This window comes from Paenibacillus gyeongsangnamensis (assembly GCF_027533625.1).
Lineage (GTDB): Bacteria > Bacillota > Bacilli > Paenibacillales > NBRC-103111 > Paenibacillus_G > Paenibacillus_G gyeongsangnamensis.
Genome location: NZ_JAQAGZ010000022.1, coordinates 92,491 through 115,031 on the forward strand (window position 1 = coordinate 92,491; position 22,541 = coordinate 115,031).

Sequence of the window (22,541 nt, forward strand, 5' to 3'; positions counted from 1 at the left end):
TCCTGCACCTAACGGTGCCGCGTCAGCAAATACAGAAACCAGACGGCGTGATTCTGTTCATCGGCCGCCGCACGCCGGAACTGATCCTTGCCGTAGGGGTCCACGCTCTTCTCGGCGATGTTAAGGTAAAAATCCACGGTTTCTTGTTCGTCCTTAAAAGCGAACTCGAGCCCCGCCCGGTAGTCCGACGGACATGGCTCCGTGATGTGAGGGGCGGGCTTCCTCCCGGTCAAGCCGGTATAAATTTTGGAAGTCACTTGAAAATGACGAATTTCATCGTTTCGAATTTCAAGAATTCGCTTCCTTGCTTCTTCTTCGGGTGCCAACTTGGCCAATTGCTCATAGCAAGCGATGGCGCTGTATTCCCCGTTGACCGCTTTTGCAATGTCGGCGATGAGAGCCGAATCCGCAGGGCGCAAATAAGAATTGAAATACATTTCGATCCCCCCCATGAATCAACCTGCTGTTAACTTATGCGGGAATTGGGCTAACGTGTATTGTCCACGGGAGATAGTCTAAAGAAGCGGTAACCCGCCAAGCCAAAAGTGTGCCGATCGTTCGGTGGCGCTTCAAGTTAAACGCGGTCCGGTTCAGGCCCCTTTGATGGCTTCGGAAGCCGTCATCTTACAATTTCCTGGCCGTCACCAGCAAACGCGACGCATTCGTCCGGATGCCCTTAGGCGTCCGGTACTCCCGGATGAACCGGCGAAGCGTGGCTTCGTCCCCTTCCTCCTCTCCATAGCGAGGGACAATCGGCGTATGCTTCAGCAAGAAGACCAAATCCTCCTCCTCCGCATAATATTCCGCCGCATCATACTCATAGGCCTGCACCTCCACAAAGCCGACCTCCTCCAGCTCGGCTTCGAGCCTCATCCGGAGCGTACCCGGCTTGTCGTCAAAATGCTGCCCCCGGCCCAACGCCATCTTCAGGTTCCTCTTGTCGCTTTCCGCTACCTGTTGGGTCAGGAACCGGCCGCCCTTCGTCAGCACCCGGTAAGCCTCTTTAGCTGAGAACTCCGAATGCCTGCAAGATACCACGTCAAAAAAGCCGCCCGGAAAAGTGAGCCTCCCGGCCTCCATCGGCAGGATGCGTATATTGGTCCGCCCGGAGCGGGATACATTGCGTTCCGCCGTCCGGACCATTGCCGGAGACCGGTCAATTCCGACGCATAGCAGGGCGGCACCGGCTGCGGAGATCAGCGCCTCGGCGCCGCCGGTGCCGATGTCGAGCAGCAGGACGGACGGGCGGCAGCATTTTGCCACCTCGTCGTAGAAGTCCCATGCCGCGCCTTCCGTAACGCAGCGCAGACGGCTGAAATCCCAGCCGTTCGCCTCGCCGACGCGGTCATAGAAGCTTGGATCGTCGTGCGGATTCATGATCGTTCACGGCTCCTCTCCATCACAAAATATTCGTAATCCGCTCCATCGGACAGCCGGATAGGCTGCACGAAGCGGAATCCGGCTTTGCCCAGCACCCTTCGGGAAGCCGTATTGAACGGCTTGACGATGGCCGTGATTTCCTGCAAGCCGGTGCATCCGAAGATGTAGGAGACCATCCCGGACACCGCTTCGGCAGCGTAACCTCTACCGCGGTAATCTTTGGATATCGCGTAAGCGATCTCCCTTTCGTCCGGCGGGAGCTTGCCGTTCGGGAAGACGCCGCACCAGCCGATCAGCTTCCTCTCCCGCTTGTGCTCTGCCGCGAGGAGGATCCGTACATCCCCAGCGTGAATTTTCGTATAAGAACCGGTGACGAAGCGGAGGAAGTCCGTTAACTGTTCCTTGGTCATGTTCCAATCGGGCAGGATATCGGTGATCTCCTTTTGCCGGGTGAGCAGGTACAGAGCTTCATCGTCCTCCAGGGTGAATTCCCGCAGCGCGAGCGAATTCGTTTCAAAACCGAGCGGACGTTTCATGCGCATGCCTCCTCTTTTAAACCCACCATACCATAAGAGGATCCGGGATCGGGAGGAAAGATCAGCTGAAACAAATTTACCCGTGAACGGTGGATAGGGGGAGGCGGTGGCTTGAAATGCGATGAGTGGAAGGCGTGAGACGGGAGTGGGGGGAAGTACGGGGGAAGTGAGGGAGAAGTGCAGGGGAAGTGAAGGGGAAGTGAGGGAGAAGTAAGGAGAAGTGAGGTGAAGTGAGGAAAAGTGCGGGCGAAATACGGTCGAAATGCGGTCGAAATGCGGTCGAAGTGCGGGCGTGTAGCGAATAGGTACTTGTTGGTCCAACCTTAGCCCCGGAGTCTATGCGGACGAGCCATCAGTGCGGATTTTTCCTATTGCATAATCTCTCCTTAAGGCAATGGATCCTTCGTACCGCACGTTTTTGGTTCATTTCGCCCGAGGCGCACGCTTGAATCGGTTCGGCGTCATGCCCACGTGCTTCTTGAACAGCTGGCAAAAGTAGGAAAAATTGCCGAGGCCTACGGCTTGGCCAATCTCCTGTACGCTGAGGCTCGACGTCTGCAGCAGCCAGCAGGCCTGCCGGATGCGCCGGGCCGTCAAATACTCGGTGATGCTGCTGCCGACCGTCTGGCGGAACACGGCGGAGACGTGGTTCGGCGACAGATGCACCTCTTGGGCGAGCCGCCCCAGCTCAAACGGCTCCATATAGTGCCCCTCGATCCACGTCATGGCCTGCTCCGCTACGCTGGACGATTTGCGCGGGAGCATCGGAAGCTCCTCGCCCAGCCGCATCGCCGCTTCCACGGCAGGACGGCACGTATGGATGAGCGCGGTGAGGAACAGCATTTGTTCCTCCAGCAGTCGGTCGGGCGAGGAAGGCGTGAGGCTCCGCATGTGCGCGTGAAACAAGCGGTCGATCTCGTCTGCGGGGAGGCCGCGGATCATTTGAGGTGCAAGCGGATCCTTCCAGAGCGTCTGGAAGAAGCTGCGCAGTCCCGGGAACGGCGCCAGCGTCTCGTCCAGCACGGAAGGCTCGAAGACGAACAGCGAGCGGACGTAGGCTTGTCCTTCCCCGAGATTGACCCGGATCCGGTGGAGCTGGAACGGCTTGAAATAGAACAGGACGCCCGGCGACAGCTCGAAAATCTGTTGCTCAACAACGACCGTTCCCGTTCCGACGTGAACGTATAACATTTCCATCCCCTGATGGGCATGATAAATTTCCGCAAATTCCTTCGTCCGGTCCTTGTAAAAAGAAAGCTGGGCCGGATGCTGGTTCATATTCATGTAGTTGATCTGCTTCATGTCGCACATCCCTTGATTGGCTGCCGTAATATAACAACATTTTATCATAAGAGGGCCAAACTTTCCGAGCGCATTTTCTGCTATGCTTGAAGCATCTTATCGCTTAAGGGGATGTTCTGTCTGTGATCAAGCAGCGATTGAACGACAACTGGGAGCATTACTGCGGCAGCTTGGGCGGCCCTTGGGAAGTATGGCGGGCGGACAAGCTAAAGAATCATTATAACGTGCCATGGCAGGGCGTCGAGCTGCCGCATTCCTATAACGGGCTCGACGTCATGGACCCGGACGGCAAGTATTTTCAAGGCCAAGGCTGGTATCGCACCAAGCTTGCCGTGAACAATCCGTACCCGAACGGACGGACGCTGCTGCATTTTGAAGGGGCGGGCCAGCGCACGGATGTTTACGTTTACACGAATAAGGTGGACTCGCATCTCGGCGGCTACGACGAGTTTACGGTCGACATTACCGAGGCGGCGGAGCAGGCGCGCGGTATCGAGCGCTACAACGGACTGATCCCGGTAGCGGTCGCTTGCGACAATAGCCGGGAGCTGGAGACGATTCCGTCGGATGCGAGCGATTTTAACCTATACGGCGGCATTTACCGATACCTGAATCTCGTGTACGTGCCGGCGGTATCGCTCGCGCAGGTTCATGTGGAGACGGATACGTCGGCGCTGGAAGCCGGACAAGGAACCTGCCGCGTGAAGGTGCGCGCCAGCCTGTATAACCCGGGTGCGCTCGGCGACAGCGTATCGCTGACGGTGCGCATCACCGACCGCGAGGGCAAGGTCATCGGCGAATCGAAGGTGAGCTGCCTTCCATGGCAGGGCGAGAAGGAGCTTGCGGTGTACGAGCTGAGCTCGCCGCAGCTGTGGACGACGAATGCGCCGTATTTGTACGGCTGCAGCGTTACGCTCGCCGGTACGCACGTATTTCTGCGAGATGATCGACTGGTACCTGAAATCGCAGGAGAATATGGACTGGCTGACGGGCGCCGCGCAGTGGGCGTTCAAGGATTTTGCCACGCCGGTGCGTCCGGATTCGCCGATTCCTTACCTCAACATGAAGGGCATCATCGAGCGCGATTTCACTAAAAAAGACGCCTACTACGTCTTCCAATCGTATTGGGCGGAGAAGCCGATGGCCCGCATTTACGGCCATTCGATGCCGGTGCGCTGGGGCGCAGAAGGGGAGAAGAAGCAAATCCGCGTCTACTCCAACTGCGACGAAGCGGAGCTGTTCCTGAACGGGGAGAGTCTCGGCGTGAAGAAATGCGATTCGCAGAACTTCCCTGCGGCGGGACTGCGCTGGGAGCCGGTCCCCGCGGCGGGCACGAACCATGTCAAGGTCGTAGCGGTAAAAGATGACGTGACGGTGGAAGACGAGCTCACCTTCGAGTACCAGACCGCCCAGTGGGGCGAGCCGGCTGAGCTTCAGCTTACGGCGGAGCGTCTGGAGGACGGCCGCATTTATGTGGAAGCTCGCGCGGTGGATGCAAACGGCGTGTTCTGCCCGGACGCGGCGCAGTTCGTCCGCTTCGGCCTCGCCGGCGACGGGAAGCTGCTGGAGCACCTCGGAACGATCCGCGGCTCGCGTCTCGTGCAGCTGGCAACCGGCCGCGCAGGCATTTATGTCGATCCGAACGGCGGACAGCCGGCGGGCATCTCGGTTACGGATTTCGTGAGCGCGGGCGGACCTGCGGCGTCCTTGAACGGCGGGCGCAGCGGAAGCGGACGCCAGGGCGTGTCCGTTGTGAGCGCGGCTTGCGAAGGCATGAAGACGACTTTTATTACCGTATCTTAAAATTTTGGCAGCTTAACATTTAGCAGGAAGAACAATTAGCAGTTTAAATTTCAAATCAGGAGGAGATTTACCATGACAGCTATCGACACAAGCAAGTGGGAACGGACGGCGGGGCTGCCGGAAGCTTTGCCTCACATTTGGGAGGCGCTCCAGGTTAAAGTGGACCGGATGATCGGACAAATCGGCACCAAATCGCCGCACGTGGCGAAGGAAGACGGCATCTACGACGATATTCGCTACGACTGGTGGACGTCCGGCTTCTGGCCGGGCATCCTCTGGATCATGCACGAGTTGACGGGCAAGGAACACTACAAGGAAGCGGCATGGGGCTGGGACGAGAAGTTCGAGCAGAAGATGATCCAGGACAACAACTTCCATCACGACGTAGGCTTCCAGTTCCTGCCGACGGCGGTCATCAAGCACAAGCTGACCGGCGACAAGGACGGGCTGCGACGCGGCCTGCAGGCCGCCAACTTCTTGGCGGGCCGCTTCAACATCGCGGGCAACTTCCTGCGCGCGTGGAATCAAGAGAAGATCGGCTGGTCCATCGTCGACTCGTCGATGAACCTGTCGATCCTGTTCTGGGCCGCCGAGCAGATCGGCGACCCGCGCTTTGACCATATCGGCCGCGCGCATGCCGATACGGTCGTGAGCCAGTTCATCCGGCCGGACGGCTCGGTGAACCATATCGTCTCGTTCGACGCGAAGACGGGCGAACGGATCGAGTCCCTCGGCGGCCAAGGCGCCGGCCCGCACTCGTCCTGGAGCCGCGGCGCCGCATGGGCGCTCCACGGCATGGCGAACGTGTATCGCTACACCGGCGATACGAAGTACCTGCGCGCCTCCCAGCAGGTGGCGCACTACTTCCTCGCGTGCTTGCCGGACGACTACGTCGCGCACTGGGACTTCCGCGCGGCGGATCCGCTGGACGGCGAGCCGCGCGATACGTCGGCGGCTTCGTGCGCTGCGTCCGGCCTGCTCGAGCTCGCGGAGGCGCTGCCGGGCGCCCTAGGCGCGATGTACCGCCGAGCCGCCGAGCGCATCCTGCTCTCGCTCACGAAGCATTACGCCACGTGGGACCGTCCGGACCACGAGGCGATTCTGATCGCCGGTACCGGCAACAAGCCGGCCGGCCAGAACGTGGACGTCTCCCTAATCTACGGAGACTACTACTACGTCGAAGCCCTCGCGAAGCTGATGGGCTGGAAGACGCGCATTTTCTAAGCGAGCGAGCCTGCGAGCTCATGAATAAAGCCCGGAGCTGCCCCTTTGTGGGGAGCTCCGAGCTTTTTTTTTTGCCGGCGCGCGTGTGCGAGTACTTGGAGCGGCATCGTTTTACCGGAAAGTTGGAAAGTTGCGGTGCTTAGTGAACCGTGGTTCACTGGTAAGGAACGCAGGTTCGCTAACGGAAGGCTGATTCCATTTAGTGCGTCGCTTATGAACCAGGAGGCGATACTAGTGAACCTGGGGGCGTAAAATGGCCTTGAGGTTCAGTAAAGCATGCAGATGGTCTTTAGCCGGTCTTGTAGCGAACCGCCGCTCACTACAAATGAACTGTGGTTCACTAACGGGAGACCGATCACCCGCAATGGGGCGCTTAGTGAACCAAGCCGCGATACTAGCGAACCGGTCCATTAACGCCGAGGATCCGAGCAGCTTAGTTTCTTTTAAAAAAATTAAGTACCCAAGTAATTTGGTTCTTGCCGTCCGTCACTTGGCCGTGCAGCGCGCCGAAGAACGTATCCTGCAGCTCCACCGCCACTTGGCCGTCCGCTTTCAGGCCGTCAAACACCTTGCGGATTTCTTCTTCGCTCTCGCATTGGAGAATAATTCTGATGTTCTCGCCCTTCGGGGTTCTGCCGTAAGAATCGGAGAAGTGAACGTGCCCGCCGCCCAAATGCAGCTCCGCATGCATGACGCGTCCTTCTTGCTTGTTCAGGATCTTGATCTCCCCGCCCATAATACCTTGATAGTACTCGGCGGACTCTTCTACGTTATCGACGATGACATAAGGACTTGCGTTCTTCATGCATAATTCCTCCCTGATTTACTAAAGATTGTGCGGAATGCTCCGCTTCCTTACTAAGCTCCCCATGCACGCAGTAGGTTTAACCGTAAGTTAGCTGATTACCGACTGCACCGCAATGCGAAACCTTTAGGTTACGCTTTATTATACGAAACGTTTTGGTTTCATGTCAACGCCTGTTCGTTCTCGTCCAATGCCAATCTATGGTGTTGGTGCCAACGATCAAAACCGCCTCGCATTCCGGTCGGTTCCATGTGGCAAAGCGATCCATCCCAAACCACCGATCTATGGCATAAGCCAGCCGGAACGTGCACATCGCGTGCTTCCGACCCTTTCCTTGGGCATGACTGCTGAACTTCCCAGAAAAAAATGGGGCGCCGCCCGCAAAAGCCCCGGAACAACAGCGAGGCCACTGAAGAACTAACGTTTTTTTATCTCAACGTTATGCACAACAGCAAATAAGACATCTACCCTCAATATCGGGACGGATGCTTTCTTTTCTTTGGCTCTAAATCGGTTATTTGGGCAAGGGAATTCTCAATCCGTTAATTTCAATAAACGCTTTAGGTTTACGGCAAATATGGCCATTGCTCCTTGCATTTGCATGCCAAGCAGACCCGAGGATGAGACGACATCATACCCATGTCTATGTTTGAGTTCGCTGTTCTTCGCTTCAATTTTGTAGCGTTCCTTGGATTTTGCTTTGAAATAATCTGATTCTTGGAATGCTATTTGCTCCGAGTGTTCATCGGATTTAATGCTTACGGAGCAGGTTTTGCTCTTAGCCCCTCTTCGTAGCAGCCTTCCTTGAGCGGACATCGCTGGCATAACTCCACGTCAAAAAAGTGGGTCAACCTGGTTTTTGTCTGGTTCAAACCCAGGTAGGGGGAAATTTTTTACTATAGATTTTATGTATCGTATTCTTCAATTCTATCTTTCTTATATTAAAGTAATATTCAATCCTCGATAACAATGGGAATACAAAAGTTTAATATTATAGGGGGGAGGTAAGTAAACAACGGGAGGTAAGCAATCAATGAAACATCGTTTCAAAGCCTTACTCGGAGCAGGTTTACTGATTTCCGGATTATTGTCGGCATGCGGCAATTCACAGAATGCGGCTACAAAGCCGGCAGATGCGACTGGAGCGAATGCTACCACAGCGCAGAGTGGAGGTAGCGCCGCAAACGGGACGAACAAAGCGGCACCGAAGCAGCTCACGATGTCGATGGCATGGTCCTCTGCAGAACTGACCAAGGCCATGACGGGCATCCTCAATGAGTATAACAAGACGCATCCGGATGTCGTATGGACGTTAGCGCCCGGTATGCAAGAGGACAAGCTGCTCGCTCAAATTGCGGCTGGCAATCCTCCGAGCGTCTCTATGCTGAATACGACGAACTACGTTCCTACTTTCGCAGCCAAAGGGGCTATTCTGTCTCTTGAGCCTTATATTCAAAAAAGCGGCCTTGATCTGAACCAATTCACTCCAGCCTCCCTTTATTCCAACTCTATTTTGGGACATCAATACGCGCTACCATATTTTGAAGACACGTATGGTTTGTACTATAATAAAACGTTATTCGCCAAAGCGGGTATCGACCATCCGCCTGCGACGCTGGAAGAGCTCGTTGCCGACGCCAAAAAGCTGACGATTGAAGGCCCGGACGGCCAGTATACGCAGCTCGGCTTTCTCCCGGCTTTCACTAAAGAAAATGAAGGCTATTTATGGGGCGGCCGTTTTGCTACTAAAGACGGAGTCGTGACAGCGAACGACCCCAATGTCGTCAAAGGCGTCAGCTGGCTTGTCGATTACTGGAAGCAGTTCAATCCCGACAAAATTGCCCGGTTCCAATCCAGCAACCAAAACGCAGCGAGCGGCGTAAACCCGTTCACAACCGGCAAAGTAGGTATGATCGTCTCCGGCGAATGGTTTATGCCGAGCATTCAGCAGCAGGCTCCGAACCTGGATTTTGATGTAGCTCCGATCCCGCATCCGGCCGATGCTCCCCAGTTCGGCAACATGGGCTCCGTCGGCGGCAATCCGATGGTCATCCCGAAAGGTGCGGCGGAACCGGACCAAGCTTGGGAGCTTATCAAATGGCTGTCTACAGAAGGGGAAAAGCTGGGCGTTAAACCGGAATATTTCTCGGCGATTATGGCAGTTCCTGCGCTCAAGGAGCTTGTGAACGATTCGAAGCTGGCTCCGAACCCGCAAATGGCGTTTTTCTGGAAATATAGCGGCGGCGACAACATTATTCCTTTCCCGCCGATCCCGGAATCAGCTACCTATGCGAAGCAGCTCAGCACCAACATTCAGCTGGCGGAGACCGGGAAAATGACGGTGCAACAAGCGCTGGATGACGTGCAAAAGCAAATCGCCCCCTTGGTTGATTCTGAACTGAAAACTTGGAAAGCTAGTGCCGGCAAATGAGTTCAGTACAGCAGCGTGTCGTTCCTTTGCAGACCCGGAGTAAAAATACTCCGGGCCGCAAAGGCAAGCTCGTTCACTCTCGAATCAGATGGGGCCTTTTGTTCGTTTCCCCATGGCTTATCGGGTTACTCACCTTGGTACTAGTGCCGATGCTCTTGTCGCTGTATTACAGCTTTACTGATTACAACATCATCGGAGCTCCGCGATGGGTAGGTTGGGACAATTACCGGGCTTTGCTGGATGATCCGACGTTCTGGAGCTCCAGCTACAATACGTTATATTTGGTTGTATTCATGGTTCCAAGCAGCCTGGTGGTTGGATTAGTTTACGCGCTGCTTCTGAATCAACCGATTCGCGGCAGAAAGCTGTTCCGCACAGTACTGTATATGCCGCAATTAGTACCTCCAGTTGCAACATCGATGCTTTGGATTTGGATTCTCAATCCGTCGTTCGGCTTAATCAACAAGTTTCTCGGCATATTTCATATTACAGGTCCGTTATGGCTGGCAAGCATGGAATGGTCTAAACCGAGCCTCATTCTCATTCATTGGTGGAGCATAGGCGGTACGATGCTGATTTTCCTCGCCGGCTTGCAGGGCGTTTCTCCCGCATTGCTGGAAGCCGCTTATTTAGACGGAGCGGGGGCTTGGCAACGTTTCCGGCATGTCACCTTGCCCGCCATTTCGCCGCTGATGTTATTTAACCTGATTATGGGTGTGCTTGGCGCGATGCAATATTTTACCCAAGCTTACATCATGGGCGGCGGAGGCTCCGACGGCGGCAGCGTTGGAGTGGGCGGAAGCCTAGAGTTTTATTCGATTTATTTGTATCAGCTTGCTTTTGTCAATTTGCGGATGGGCTACGCGTCGGCGCTGGCTTGGGTTTTGTTCTTGATCTTAGCCGTGCTCATTGGGCTGCTATTAGCTTGGTCGAAGAAATGGACCCACTACGAGGGCATGAAAACATGGAAATGAAACGTACTCAACATATTTGGCTTGTGTATTCGCTCTTGATCTTAATTAGTATCGGCATGATCATGCCGTTCTTTTGGATGGTTACTTCATCGCTCAAACCTTTGGAACATATGATGTCAGATCCGATCCGGTGGTTCGAATGGCCGCCTTTATGGTCAAATTACCCTAAGGCGCTAAAGACGATCCCGTTCTGGAATCAGCTTGGCAACACCGTTCTGCTGTCGGTCATGTCTGTTCTCGGCACCGTGTTATCGAGCAGCATGGTCGCCTATGGGTTGGCGAAAATCGATTGGCCCGGACGAAAACTGTTGTTCAGTGTATTGCTGGCAACGATGTTTTTGCCAGGCTTCGTAACATTTGTTCCGACGTATTTGATTTTCCGCGACTTGGGCTGGCTCGGTACGTATTTGCCGCTTATCGTGCCGACGTTTTTAGGGGTTCCCTACTATATTTTCGTGCTGCGGCAGTTTTTCCTTACGATTCCCGAATCCGTCACTGAAGCGGCGCGCATCGATGCCGCTTCCGATTGGCGCATCTTTTGGCAAATTATTTTGCCCCTTAGCAAGCCGGCTCTGACGACAGTGGCGCTTCTTTCGTTCGTAGGCGCCTGGACGGATTATACGGGACCGCTCATTTATTTGAGCACTCCTGACCATTGGACTCTTTCGCTCGGCCTGAAGCAGTTTCTCAATACACACAATGCCGACTGGAATTTGCTTATGGCGGCGTCGGTCGTGTTTACACTCCCAATGGTGATCATCTTCTTCCTGGGACAAAAATATTTTATGGAAGGCATTACGTTTCATACGGATGTCGGCTAAGATGAAAGGAGCAATGATATGACGACGATTAGAGTCATGACTTACAATATGCTGCATGCACCTGGTGATCGGTTGGAGGAGCTGGCTCAAGTTATTCAGGAGACTCAGCCGGACATCTTGGCTTGCCAAGAAGTGGATGATATCGATGGTTTGATGACGCTTGCTCAGCGGAGCCGCATGTTGCCGGTTATAGGTCATTGCAACATGCCTGAATCGGAACCGGCGCCGGAACACGTGGCGATTTTGTCACGCTATCCAATCAATCGGCTAGTTGTTCATCCTTGCGATACAGAGGCCATGTTCCGTCCTATCTTCGAGGTATGGATACAACCGCCGAATCATCAGCCTATTGGTTTTTTCACGCTTCATTATCGCGCACTGCCAGGACCTGCCGGTTCCAATTTCAAGATGAGGGAAGTAGGAGCCATGATGGAGGTATTGAAGCAGATTGAAGGTCCTCATTGCGTCCTTGGCGATTTCAACGCATGGGCGCCGGGAGAAGGAGATTTGTCCCCGACATGGGGAGCGCAGCTGCCGGACGATCATCGTGATGCGGTTCGCGGTCCCATTGTTCAGCAAATTCTGGACGGCGGTTACGTGGATACGTGGCGAAAGGCCAATCCGTCTCCCGATGAACCAATCGGCACGTTACGAGGGAGAAACTCGCGAGTAGACTTTATTTTTGCTGATTCAATTATGGCTTCTTACGCCAAAGAATCGCGAATTATTCGAAATCCTTTAACGGAGCGCGCATCCGATCATTACCCGGTGCTAACCATTTTTGAAATATAATATGTGTCGTAATATGCTCCAACTAAAACCACCGTTAGGTCGCGAAGACATTCGCGAAGGTGGTTTTTCATTTAACTGATTATTTGGTGAGTTCGGCCATCAAGAATATGTTTCAAACAGCAGAACGCCGATATTTGATTTTTCCGGAGGTAAGGAATAGATGAAAGTTGCAGTCGTTGGTTGCGGAAAAATGGGAGTAACTTATATACAAGCGTTGACTCGGATGCCGGGAGTGGAACTGACAGCTATCAGCGACCTCCGCCAGGAGCAAGCGGAACGAATTGCGGCGGAATACGGAACATCGGCTTATTCATCAGTAGACGACTTGCTGGCGGATAACAATATCCAAGTGGTATGCGTTACCGTACCGAGTCATTTTCATAAAGAACTTGTGCTGAAGGCGGCGAAAGCAGGCAAACATATCATTTGCGAAAAACCGCTGGCTCTATCGCCGAAGGATGCGGAAGAAATGATTCAGAGCTGCAACGAAAACGGCGTACGACTGTATGTGGCGCATGTCGTCCGTTTTTTTCCGGCCTATGCCGACATAAAACGCAAAGTTTCCGATGGAGTCATTGGAGAAGTCGGTATCGCTCACGCGAAGCGAATAGCCGGCAATCCGGGCGAGGGAAGGGAATGGTTCCTGGACCCCCGGTTGAGCGGCGGGGTTATCTTGGATGTCATCATTCACGACATCGATTTCATGCGGTGGACGCTGGGAGAGATCAGCAGCGTTTATGCGTTGAATCATCGGACGGAGTCGATGGACTATGCTTTTGTGACACTCCGTTTTCGAAGCGGCGCCATCGCGAACCTGGAAGGGTGTCTCGGGTCTCCGGATACGTTTACTTCCGAAGTCGAGCTATTCGGGAAGAAAGGCGCTATCCGGCACAGCAACCGGGATGGAATCACCTTAAGAACTGTTCTAAGGGAAGGTCCGCACGGATCACCCGTGGTCAATGAACAGAGTCCCATTGTCCATTCCAACTACTGGACTGAGCTCAACCATTTTCTGGAATGCATCCGGACGGGGAATGATCCTGTTGTAAGTGCTTATGACGGTTTAAAAGCGGTCGAAATCGCCGCCGCTGCCATCGAATCGATTCGTACGGGGCAGCCTGTGAGCTTGCCTGAATCTTAACCTTAATAAATATTCAGCGTTTTGATCTGGGAGGAACAACTATGCGTAAACTGAAAGTTGGAATGATCAGCTTCGCCCATGGTCATGCCAACAAATTTTTGCAATGCTTGTCACGGATAGAAGAAGTCGAAATCGTCGGAATTGCGGATCAAGATTGGTCCCGCGTGGAATCGCCGGTTAACGACTATCGGCTGCGGTATTATTCCGACTACCGTGAATTGCTGGCCTCCGATGCGGATGCCGTTGTCATTTGTTCCGAAAATACGCGCCATGCGCAAATGACCATAGATTCGGCGAGAGCCGGCAAGCATATTTTATGCAATAAGCCATTAGGAACGACTTGGGAAGATATGGAGTCGATGATCGGCGCTTGCCGGGATAACGGCGTACAATTGATGACCGCTTTCCCTTGCCGGTACCTTCCCGCCGTCGTGAAGGCGAAAGCTGCACTAGAGTGTGGAGAACTCGGAGAAATTGCAATCATTAAAGGAAGCAATAAAGGGACGTTGCCTGGGGCCTGGTTTACGAACAGAACGTTATCCGGCGGCGGGGCTTTCATGGACCATATCGTTCATGTGATGGACTTGATCTTGTGGTTTACGGGCTGGCGTGCCGAAGAGGTGTATGCGGAGGCCGGCACGTTGTTCCACGACATCGAGGTGGAAGATGCGGGAATCGTTCACGTCAAATTCGCTAACGGTGCATTTGCCGTCATTGATCCCAGCTGGTCCCGTCCGAAGTCATGCCCGGCCTCAAGCGATTTGAAGCTGAATCTGATAGGCTCCAAAGGGATGATGTCGCTTGATGCATTCGCCCAAACCAATGAGCTGTACAGCGATGACCTCACCAAAGCCCAATGGAATTACTGGGGAGACGATATGTACGTTTACATGATCGAAGGATTCGTACAAGCTTTACTGGAAGGAAAGCAGGTACCCATTACCGGGGAGGACGGTTTGCATGCCGCCATGGTTGCGTTGGCGGCTAGCGAATCGGCCCGTCTCGGCCAACCTGTGAAGGTCTTAGCATGATGTGCGGAAGATATAACTTCGAGGAAAATTTTGACCATTTGAACGGATTGGAGGCTGGTTTTGCGAAAGTCGTGCCCGGATCGGTCGCACTAGGCCTCGCGAGCAGACCCGATCCGGTGCGAACGGGCGAGCACAGTCTCCGTCTTTCGTATGATTTTAGCGGAGAGCTGGGAATTTCCCTTGCTTCCGTCATTTTTTGGGGAGAAGACGGTGAAATCGGCCGGATCCTTCCGGGTTACCCTTCCATGTTGGGAGTTTGGATATACGGGGACGGAAACGGTCACTGGCTACGGGCACAACTTAAGGACTGCAAAGGGAATGCGATCGCACTCAATCTGACGCAGCCGGGAGGACTGAATTGGGTAGGCTGGAAATACGTAACTAGCCCGATAAGTCCGGAACTGCCGTTTCCGGTCAAGCTTTGTCGGGTGTATGTGGTCGAGGACGATAACGCCAATAAAAACGCCGGCATCATTTACTTCGATCAAGTGAGGGCGGAATACGGCGAGTCCGGAGAAGATTGGGAGAGTCCCGAGTTCAGTGGAATGTCACCAAAGCCGGAAACGACCGTTCACGCGGCGCACATGCCCATTGGAGCTTTCGTCCGGGATGCCGGCAGCGGCGTCGATCCTGCTTCGATCCGGATGATGCTTGATCACCGTGTTATAGAACACACGTACGATCCGTTGACCGGACTCGTCGAGTACAAGCCGAATGAACCTATCGAGGATGGAGAGCACTCGGTTTTGATCGAGGCCGCGGATTTTGCCGGCAATCCCGCAATGCCTTCGGCAAAATGGACGTTCCGCATGTATACCGGACCCGATACGGATGCGCCGGTTATTACAGTAATCGGTCCATTGGACGGGATGACGACTCGAACGACCCGTCCGAGGATCTCCGCCCGATTGTACGATTCCCATACTGGAATAGACTGGAACAAAACGAAGCTGATGCTTGACGGCCGGGAGTTAGCCTTTCGTTACGACGAAACAAGCGAAACGATCTACTTCACGCCGGAGCCGCTCCCGCCGGAATCACGGCACGCAGTTAGCCTTATTACGGCGGATCGCGCCGGCAACGCGGCTGAGGTTAGCTGGTCTTTTACCGTAGGCCCTTCGCTGGGGCAGCCGAAAAATCCGAACAAGTTTCAGATCAGTGTCATCGGCGACGGAGGATATTACTTCGAGGGTCACGGGACGATGCCTACGGATATTTTGCTGCGAGAACAGATCGCCCGAATCAACAGGGAGCCGGAAACGGAACTGATCGCCTATGTCGGTGACATTGTCGATTACGATACCGAGGAAAATTTTCGGCTGGCCCTTCCGGTGCTTCATTCGTTTCGGGTACCCTTTGTGATCTCGATCGGCAATCACGAGATAACCGGAACGAATTCCAGGCGCAACTTTCATTATGCTTTTGGGGAAACAAACTATATTTTCGATTACGGCTGCGTTCGTTTCATCGGCATGGACAGCGCTTCAATGGGAATTACAGCTTCCGACCCGTCGCAATGGGCGTGGCTGGAGGATATACTGAACGAAACTGGAATGAAGCACATCCTGATTATGATGCATGTACCGCCGGATGAAATTGTTGCAGACGGCCGGAATTTATTAACGGGCCATGGTTTTCGCAATAAGGAAGATATCGAGAGGTTGTACAATATGCTCGGGTGGTATAAAAGACGGCATCCGGAGCGGAGCATTGCCGTATTAAGCGGCGATCTGCATGCTTATCTCCACAAGCGGGTGCAGGACGTCGACTATATCATCTCCGGTGGAGGCGGGAAATTTACGCATGTTCCGGCTGAGGAAGGCGGTTTCTTTCATTATTTGAATCTGAAGGTAGACGGAGACAGCCTGAGCTGGGATGTCATACCACTGTTCGATTACATCGCATTCGATTCGCATTCGGTCGAATTGAAGCCAGGGGAACGGCTGACGCTCACCGGTACTGCAGAATTTCTCACAAGTACGAATGCACCTATCACGCTGCAGGTTCAAGCTCCATTTAAAAGAGAATGGTATTCAAGCGATCCGATCATTACGGAGGTTGACGGTAACGGGATGGTTACCGGCAAGTCGAGCGGTGAAGCGGTAATTACCGTTCGGTGCGGTTGGCGGGAAGCGAGAACAACAGTTGTCGTTACAGCTGCAGCAGGTTGCGGAGCGGATGGTTCGGTAAAAGAGATTTCAAGTTCAAAGTACAATTAGTATTCTAACGGAGACGATAGCATCAAGACGAACAGGCTGCCGTCATCATCGGCAGCCTGCTGAACTTTCGGGCAGTAATGTGAAGGCACTAAACGGCATTATTATGCAGTTCCCAAAAATTAAAGGTTTATAGGATAAATTAAACGAATTACAGAAAACCGTAGATGAGTTGCAGCAGGAATTAAGTTTATAAGTTGAATTCAGTGAGTCGCTGCCGGTTTTCGAAGGACTTTTTCAGTGGCCTCAACAACAGCCGGCGGGTTTGACTATCACATACAGCACTATAACGCTCTTAGAGAGGCTTTTACCCTCTTGCCCGAACACGGCCGGGTCGGTTTCTCTCGCCTCTACCGGCTAGAGCGCAGCTTTATCCTGTACCGCCGAACGTCGGGGCATCATTCTTTTATATTGGATTGATTTCCCTGACAATATTCGAGCTTAATTTTGAAACCAATCGACATTTTTTGCGTATATTGTAAATTGGGCTATTTTTTAATGATGCATCCATCACGATAACGGGAGAGGAAGATGTAACGGAATGTCTCAGGAGGAACACAAGGGATGGCGCATGGATATCGCCCCCTTCGAAAGACCACAGCTCAAACACAGCGTGTGGCAGCTCGTGAATACGGTGGGACCGTTCTTTGTTTTATGGTATCTTGCGTATTTGAGCTTATCGGTTTCGTACGTATTGACCTTACCGATTGCCATGCTGGCCGGCGGGTTCTTGGTTCGGATTTTCATCATTTTTCATGACTGCTGCCATAAGTCCTTTTTCAAGAATCGCACGGCTAATGAGATTGTGGGTACGTTCACGGGCATTCTGACCTGCTGCCCCTACGAGCAGTGGCGGCATACTCATTCCGTTCATCACGCAACGAGCGGCAATTTGGACAAACGGGGGACGGGGGATATTTGGACCTTGACGGTGGATGAATATTTTTCTTCGCCGCTGCTAAGGCGCATCGTGTACAGGCTGTACCGCAACCCGCTCTTCATGTTTACGATCGGACCGGTGTACATTTTTCTCCTGGATTACCGTTTTAACCGGAAGCGTGCCGGCCGCAAGGAGCGGATCAACACTTACATCACGAACCTCGGCATCGCCGCCGGCGCGGGACTATTGTGCTGGCTTATCGGCTGGGAGTCGTTCCTGCTGGTGCAGGCGCCGATCTTCCTGACGTCCGGTCTGGCAGGCATCTGGCTGTTCTATGTTCAGCATCAATTCGAGGAATCTTACTACGAAGAGGAAAAAGCCTGGGATTACGTGGAGGCCGCCCTGCGGGGGAGCTCGTTCTACAAGCTGCCGCGGGTGCTGCACTGGATAACGGGCAACATCGGGTTCCACCATATCCATCATTTGAGCCCGCGGGTGCCAAACTATTATTTGGAGTCGGTTCACAACAGTAATCCGCAGCTTCGGAACGTCCAGACGATCACGCTGCGGTCGAGTCTCGAATCGCTCAAGTTCCATGTATGGAACGAGGAAAGCAAGCGGTTCGTGGGCTTCCGCGATTTGAAGCGAATCCGCCAGGAACGGCTGCTGCGGTCGGTCTAATAAGATTTTTATCAGCGGGACCTGAGTTTGTCGGCTTAAGACAAGCTTGGGTCTTTTTTTAAGTTGATAAGTATTTATAAGTTTTTCGCGGGCTTATAGCTTCGCATCAACCTTGATAAACGCGCTGGTCCTTGTAAGACAAGGACGGCGTAGCCGTTTATCCTGGTTGGATGTGACTGCCGGGGTATGGGAGCCGAGCATGGCCCGATGGGCAGGAGCGGCTTCGACTGACGCTGCCGTTCCCGGACTACAGATCCTGCTGCAATCGAATCATATCCACGCAGGGAATGCCGTTCTCCACGATCGGTTCGGCATAGTGCCGGGTGAAGAAGTCCCGGTCCACGCCCGTGATGCGGAATCCCCATTTCTGATACAAAAGCAGCTGCCCGACGCTGGAGTTGCCGGTACCGACCTCGATGGTCTTGTACCCCAGCTCTCTTGAGGTTTGCAGCGCGTGAGCGATCAATTGCCGTCCCAGTCCTTGCCCCTGCATCGTCTCGCGGACGGCCAGGTTGACGAGCTCGACGGTGTGCGGCCGGGTCGGCAGCAGCACGTAGGTGCCGATCACTTCGCCGTGATGCTCCATGACGTAACACTTGCCCCGCTTCATGTAGGAGCGGACAATCTGTGCCTCCGGGTCGGCCAGCAGCAGCAATTCGAGCGGAAGCGGTTCGAGGGGCTGCAATTCTCGTATATGCATTCGTCGGTCCTCCATAAAAATTTGTCCAAACGGCAAGGCGGCGGATTCGATCCCCGCTGAGTCCATCTTAAAGGAATCCGCACGGCCGCTGCAAGTTCTCTACACGGGAGCGCCTGTCTCGTCGGTCCGCCGGTTCCGGATCGCGTGAGCCACGTCCCGATATCCGCGTAGCGCAAAAAAGAGACGGCCAAGCGCGAAACAGCGCCTGCCGTCTTTTTTCGTATAAATCCGCCCTCTAGAACGTGCCGTGCCACCAGTCCCGGATCGGAAGCCAGAAGCACAGAACGACCAGAATGAAGCAAAACAACGATTCCATAGGCGATCCCGTATCGATGGCCATGAATTTGGGGAGAAGGCGCACCTTCTTCTTCACCGGCCAGAACAGGGCGACTCCTTGCTCGTTGAGCAGGTCGATCAAAGGATGCGACGCGTACGCCAGAAGGAACGTCCAGAAGTACAGCGGCGGAAGCGGCATCAAGGCCATCCCGAGCAGCGCAAGAAAGGCGAAGGAATGGGTCAGCGTCCGATGATGAATTTGCAGCAGTCTTAATAAGGCCGACAAGGGAAAAAAGAGCTTCGCCATCACCGACCCCGGCTTGTCGATATCGGCCAGCGGTCCGGCGAAGCAGCCGAGCATGAGCGCTCCGGCCGTCTCCCACGACAGCAGCGGGACTTCATAGACGTGCAGCACCCATTCCGCCGCCAAGACGCCCGCCGCTCCGTGTGTTCGTTGCAGCATGTGGTTCCTACCTCCGGTTATGCAGAACTAAGATGTGGGCGTACAAATGTTCGCCATCATTCAGTTTACCACATACTGGAGTCCCTCCGCATCCGACTCCGGACTTATCCGCCCGGCCTCCCCTTTCATCCGCCGCTTGAATTCCTTCGGCGAGCATTGGTTATACCGCTTGAACAGCTTATAGAACTGGGCCATGTTCGGAATGCCGACCTCAAAGCCGACCTCCATGATCGAGATGTCGCGGGTGAGGAGCAGACGCTCCGCTTTCTTCACGCGTTTGTAGTTCACGTAATCGACGAAGGAGAGGCCCATGACCTTCTTGAAATATTTGATGAAATAATGATAGCTCAGGTTCAGCAGGCGGCATGCTTCCTCCACCGCGATCTTCTCGCCGAGGTTCCGGTCCACATAATCGAGCGCTGGGCGCAGCCGCGTCAGCTCCGCCTCGCCCGCCCCGCTTAACACCCCCCGCGTATCGCAGCGGAGCAGCAGGAGCAGCAGCCGCTTAATGGCGGCGCTGATGGCGAGCTCATAGCCTCGTCCGCGCGTCTGCGATTCCTCGAAGATGTCCATGATGAGCGCGAACGCTTCCCGCCTCGCCTCCTCGTTCTCGCGGAAAATATAATTCAGCTCCCCGAGCGGCCGCGTCAGCTCCGAGAAGCAGTGCAGGTAAGGCATCGTGCTCTGGTCAAAATGCTGCACCAAATCGACCTGAAACACCACATATTGCAGCTCGGACGGATGCTCCTTGCTTGTCCGGTGCAGCTGGGAGGAGCCGAGGACGACCACGTCCCCTGCCTGCAGCGAGCAGTATTCGTGCTTGGTCTGCAGCCTCATGCTTCCCCGGCGGATCGCCAGAAACTCGACTTCCTTATGATAATGCCAAGGCCACTGCTCCGGATGGCCGCAGTCCGCCTGTTTCGAATGGATCTCCCATACTTTTAGAAAAAGCAGCGGATTCTGGTAAACGACTTCCTCCTCCGTTACCGCCTCCGCCATCGCATCAGACACTGACGGCATCGACCATGCACCTCGCTTGTCTCATTTCGAATAACAGAATTGCATAGCAAAAAGGTTACTCATTCTCCAATGAGGGAATGTAATTTACGTATTGGTCTGCCTAGGGGGCAGCCTAATCTTGAGTATAGCACGACTCCGAACCGAATGGCAGTATTGCATAAGGAGGAGGCAGGATTGAGCATATCTTTTGGCCCGGCGATTTACTATACTCATAATAATCCCAATTCAACCAATGGAGGTATCGATCCCATGGCTCAACCGATTCGCGTTACCGTATGGAACGAGTTCCGTCACGAGAAAGAAAACGAGAAAGTCCGCTCCGTCTACCCGGACGGCATTCATACCGCCATCGGCGATGGTCTCGGCAGCGATTTCCAGGTGGCCTACGCTACGCTCGACGAGCCGGAGAACGGCCTGGCCGAAGAGAAGCTGAACAATACCGACGTTCTGATCTGGTGGGGACACAAGGCGCACGGCGATGTCCAGGACGCTACCGTAGAGCGCGTGCATAAGCGCGTAATGCAGGGCATGGGGCTGATCGTGCTGCACTCCGGCCATTTCTCCAAAATTTTCAAAAAGCTCATGGGCACCTCCTGCGACCTCAAATGGCGCGAAGCCAACGAGAAGGAGCGCCTGTGGGTCGTAACTCCGGGCCATCCGATCGTGGAAGGCATCGGCGAGTACATCGACCTGCCGGCTGAGGAAATGTACGGCGAGCATTTTGACATTCCGGCGCCGGACGAACTGATCATGGTCAGCTGGTTCGAGGGCGGCGAGGTATTCCGCAGCGCATGCACGTTCCAGCGCGGCTCCGGCAAAATCTTCTACTTCCGTCCGGGCCACGAAACGTATCCGACTTACTACAATGAGCAAATTCGCACCGTCATCCGCAACGGCGTCAAGTGGGCGGCGCCGACGACCCGCGACTATCCGAAATACGGCAACCACAAGCCGCTCGAAGCCATTAAAGCCAAAGCGAGCGTGTAGCATCCGCTGATGGATACAGGCAAGCCCGGACGATCCCTTGACAGGGAGAGTCCGGGCTTTCTTTAGTTGATAAGACTTTATAAGTTTTCGCGGGCTTATAGCTTCGCATCAACCTTGGTAAACGCGCTGGTCCTTGTAAGAAAAACTCCTTATCGGAGTCCTTCAAAGATGCCAGACCGTTTTTAGAGGTAGTTTTTCTTGGTACAGAAAGTCGCAGTCCGCTTTAACGCTTTAGCGAACTTAAACTTTCTGTAGCGTTAAGACAAGGACGGCGCAGCCGTTTATCCTGGTTTTATCGCTGTAACATGAGAGAACCGGACTTCCCGCGAGGGATCGTCCGGTTCTCTGCACTTTACACCAAGCAGGTTTGAAGTTATTTCTTCGGTCTTCTCCGCACGCGAGCGGAGACTTTGCGCCGATTTCGGCGCCGGCGGCGAACGGGGGCGTCCGTATCGGAGGCGGCCGCCTTCTTGCCGAAGCTGCCGAGCAGCAGCTTCAGCATCGGTGCCATCTGCGACATGGTCTGCACGACCTGCTGCACCTTCCCGAACGTACTCACGATGCCTTCGATCCCGCCTAAGCGGTCTACGATGGTCTTCAGCTGGCCGATGTTGAAGCCGCTCCCGGCGCCTGCTGCTGCGCCCCCGCCTCCGCCGAACAGCGAGCCCAGCATCCCGCCTCCGGCCGTTTGCTGCGGGGTCATCGATTGCAAGGCGGGATACTGCATCTCCCCAAGGCCGGGATAACCGGAGAACGGATTGCCTGCGCCGCCTGCGCCGCCTGCGCCGCCGAAGCCACCTGCGTTGAAACCGGCGTCCGGCGTAAAGCTGCGCGTCTGCGCCGGGGGCAGGTAAGTCGTTTGGCGGTGCTGCTGCGCCGGCAGCCGCCCGCCTTGATTGCCTATCACATGTCTAGGATAGTTCATTTTTAAAGTCACAACCTTCGTATTCAGATTGGAGCCCGGCGGCGTCAGCCCGGGTAGGGCCGGGATACCGGGCTTTTGTACGGCAGTCGTTTACCTAGTATAATGTATGTGATAGGCGAATGATTGGATTGGACTCCTGTCACGGTGCCCGGC

21 protein-coding genes and 1 pseudogene are annotated in these 22,541 nt (G+C 54.3%); 12 read left to right on the forward strand and 10 right to left on the reverse strand.

Annotated features, from left to right (window positions below):
- Window positions 1-8 precede the first annotated feature (8 nt).
- From O9H85_RS28425 to O9H85_RS28440, 4 genes are all read right to left on the reverse strand, one after another.
- Complete coding sequence (locus tag O9H85_RS28425; protein ID WP_269884781.1) at window positions 9-437, reverse strand: ferritin-like domain-containing protein; 429 nt, start codon at window positions 435-437, stop codon at window positions 9-11.
- Window positions 438-624: 187 nt separating this feature from the next.
- Window positions 625-1,377 (reverse strand): class I SAM-dependent methyltransferase, encoded by a 753-nt coding sequence (locus O9H85_RS28430; RefSeq protein ID WP_269884782.1) that lies wholly within the window; start codon window positions 1,375-1,377, stop codon window positions 625-627.
- Complete coding sequence (locus O9H85_RS28435) at window positions 1,374-1,916, reverse strand: GNAT family N-acetyltransferase (RefSeq protein WP_269884783.1); 543 nt, start codon at window positions 1,914-1,916, stop codon at window positions 1,374-1,376. The genes O9H85_RS28430 and O9H85_RS28435 overlap by 4 nt, the downstream gene beginning before the upstream one ends.
- A gap of 423 nt (window positions 1,917-2,339) precedes the next feature.
- Window positions 2,340-3,218, reverse strand: a complete 879-nt coding sequence (locus O9H85_RS28440; RefSeq protein WP_269884784.1) for an AraC family transcriptional regulator — start codon at window positions 3,216-3,218, stop codon at window positions 2,340-2,342.
- A gap of 122 nt (window positions 3,219-3,340) precedes the next feature.
- Here O9H85_RS28440 and O9H85_RS28445 point away from each other — a divergent pair, with 122 nt between their 5' ends.
- From O9H85_RS28445 to O9H85_RS28455, 3 genes are all read left to right on the forward strand, one after another.
- Window positions 3,341-4,312, forward strand: coding sequence for a sugar-binding domain-containing protein (locus O9H85_RS28445; protein WP_269884785.1), 972 nt, complete (start codon window positions 3,341-3,343; stop codon window positions 4,310-4,312).
- Window positions 4,194-5,021 carry a DUF4982 domain-containing protein gene (locus O9H85_RS28450; RefSeq protein ID WP_269884786.1) on the forward strand — a complete coding sequence of 276 codons (828 nt, stop codon included), beginning with the start codon at window positions 4,194-4,196 and terminating at the stop codon, window positions 5,019-5,021. The genes O9H85_RS28445 and O9H85_RS28450 overlap by 119 nt, the downstream gene beginning before the upstream one ends.
- Before the next feature lie 72 nt (window positions 5,022-5,093).
- Window positions 5,094-6,245, forward strand: coding sequence for a glycoside hydrolase family 88 protein (locus O9H85_RS28455; protein ID WP_269884787.1), 1,152 nt, complete (start codon window positions 5,094-5,096; stop codon window positions 6,243-6,245).
- 433 nt (window positions 6,246-6,678) lie between these two features.
- Here O9H85_RS28455 and O9H85_RS28460 read toward each other — a convergent pair whose 3' ends face one another.
- The gene (locus O9H85_RS28460; RefSeq protein ID WP_269884788.1) at window positions 6,679-7,050 is read right to left on the reverse strand and encodes a VOC family protein; all 372 of its coding nucleotides are present in this window, start codon (window positions 7,048-7,050) and stop codon (window positions 6,679-6,681) included.
- 534 nt (window positions 7,051-7,584) lie between these two features.
- Window positions 7,585-7,904: pseudogene (locus O9H85_RS28465) on the reverse strand (transposase); the annotation flags it as partial.
- A 179-nt stretch (window positions 7,905-8,083) separates the two neighbouring features.
- Here O9H85_RS28465 and O9H85_RS28470 point away from each other — a divergent pair.
- The 8 genes from O9H85_RS28470 (at window position 8,084) to desA (ending at window position 18,017) form a co-directional block, all read left to right on the forward strand.
- Complete coding sequence (locus O9H85_RS28470) at window positions 8,084-9,481, forward strand: ABC transporter substrate-binding protein (protein ID WP_269884789.1); 1,398 nt, start codon at window positions 8,084-8,086, stop codon at window positions 9,479-9,481.
- Window positions 9,478-10,455, forward strand: coding sequence for a carbohydrate ABC transporter permease (locus O9H85_RS28475; RefSeq protein WP_269884790.1), 978 nt, complete (start codon window positions 9,478-9,480; stop codon window positions 10,453-10,455). Before O9H85_RS28470 ends, O9H85_RS28475 begins: the two co-directional genes overlap by 4 nt.
- A complete protein-coding gene (locus O9H85_RS28480) occupies window positions 10,446-11,276 on the forward strand; it encodes a carbohydrate ABC transporter permease (protein ID WP_269884791.1) in 831 nt (276 codons plus the stop codon). Before O9H85_RS28475 ends, O9H85_RS28480 begins: the two co-directional genes overlap by 10 nt.
- A gap of 18 nt (window positions 11,277-11,294) precedes the next feature.
- Window positions 11,295-12,068: an endonuclease/exonuclease/phosphatase family protein gene (locus O9H85_RS28485; protein WP_269884793.1), complete on the forward strand. Its 774-nt coding sequence runs from the start codon at window positions 11,295-11,297 to the stop codon at window positions 12,066-12,068.
- A 160-nt stretch (window positions 12,069-12,228) separates the two neighbouring features.
- On the forward strand, window positions 12,229-13,209 hold the full coding sequence (locus O9H85_RS28490) for a Gfo/Idh/MocA family protein (RefSeq protein ID WP_269884794.1): 981 nt from the start codon (window positions 12,229-12,231) through the stop codon (window positions 13,207-13,209).
- A 41-nt stretch (window positions 13,210-13,250) separates the two neighbouring features.
- Entirely contained in the window at window positions 13,251-14,240 is a 990-nt protein-coding gene (locus O9H85_RS28495; RefSeq protein WP_269884795.1) for a Gfo/Idh/MocA family protein, read from the forward strand.
- Entirely contained in the window at window positions 14,237-16,459 is a 2,223-nt protein-coding gene (locus O9H85_RS28500; protein WP_269884796.1) for a metallophosphoesterase, read from the forward strand. Before O9H85_RS28495 ends, O9H85_RS28500 begins: the two co-directional genes overlap by 4 nt.
- 538 nt (window positions 16,460-16,997) lie before the next feature.
- Window positions 16,998-18,017: a Delta(5) desaturase DesA gene (desA, locus tag O9H85_RS28505; protein WP_269884797.1), complete on the forward strand. Its 1,020-nt coding sequence runs from the start codon at window positions 16,998-17,000 to the stop codon at window positions 18,015-18,017.
- Window positions 18,018-18,264: 247 nt separating this feature from the next.
- On the opposite strand, the gene O9H85_RS28510 is transcribed toward desA, so the two are convergent.
- The 3 genes from O9H85_RS28510 to O9H85_RS28520 all read right to left on the reverse strand — a co-directional run bounded on the left by O9H85_RS28510 (window position 18,265) and on the right by O9H85_RS28520 (window position 20,476).
- Window positions 18,265-18,717, reverse strand: a complete 453-nt coding sequence (locus tag O9H85_RS28510; protein ID WP_269884798.1) for a GNAT family N-acetyltransferase — start codon at window positions 18,715-18,717, stop codon at window positions 18,265-18,267.
- 235 nt (window positions 18,718-18,952) lie between these two features.
- Window positions 18,953-19,456, reverse strand: a complete 504-nt coding sequence (locus tag O9H85_RS28515; protein ID WP_269884799.1) for a metal-dependent hydrolase — start codon at window positions 19,454-19,456, stop codon at window positions 18,953-18,955.
- 60 nt (window positions 19,457-19,516) lie between these two features.
- Window positions 19,517-20,476 (reverse strand): helix-turn-helix domain-containing protein, encoded by a 960-nt coding sequence (locus O9H85_RS28520; protein ID WP_269884800.1) that lies wholly within the window; start codon window positions 20,474-20,476, stop codon window positions 19,517-19,519.
- A 249-nt stretch (window positions 20,477-20,725) separates the two neighbouring features.
- On the opposite strand from O9H85_RS28520, the gene O9H85_RS28525 reads away from it, so the two are divergent.
- Window positions 20,726-21,463, forward strand: coding sequence for a ThuA domain-containing protein (locus O9H85_RS28525; RefSeq protein WP_269884801.1), 738 nt, complete (start codon window positions 20,726-20,728; stop codon window positions 21,461-21,463).
- Between the two features lie 373 nt (window positions 21,464-21,836).
- Here O9H85_RS28525 and O9H85_RS28530 read toward each other — a convergent pair whose 3' ends face one another.
- Entirely contained in the window at window positions 21,837-22,388 is a 552-nt protein-coding gene (locus O9H85_RS28530) for a hypothetical protein (protein ID WP_269884802.1), read from the reverse strand.
- Between the last annotated feature and the right edge of the window lie 153 nt (window positions 22,389-22,541).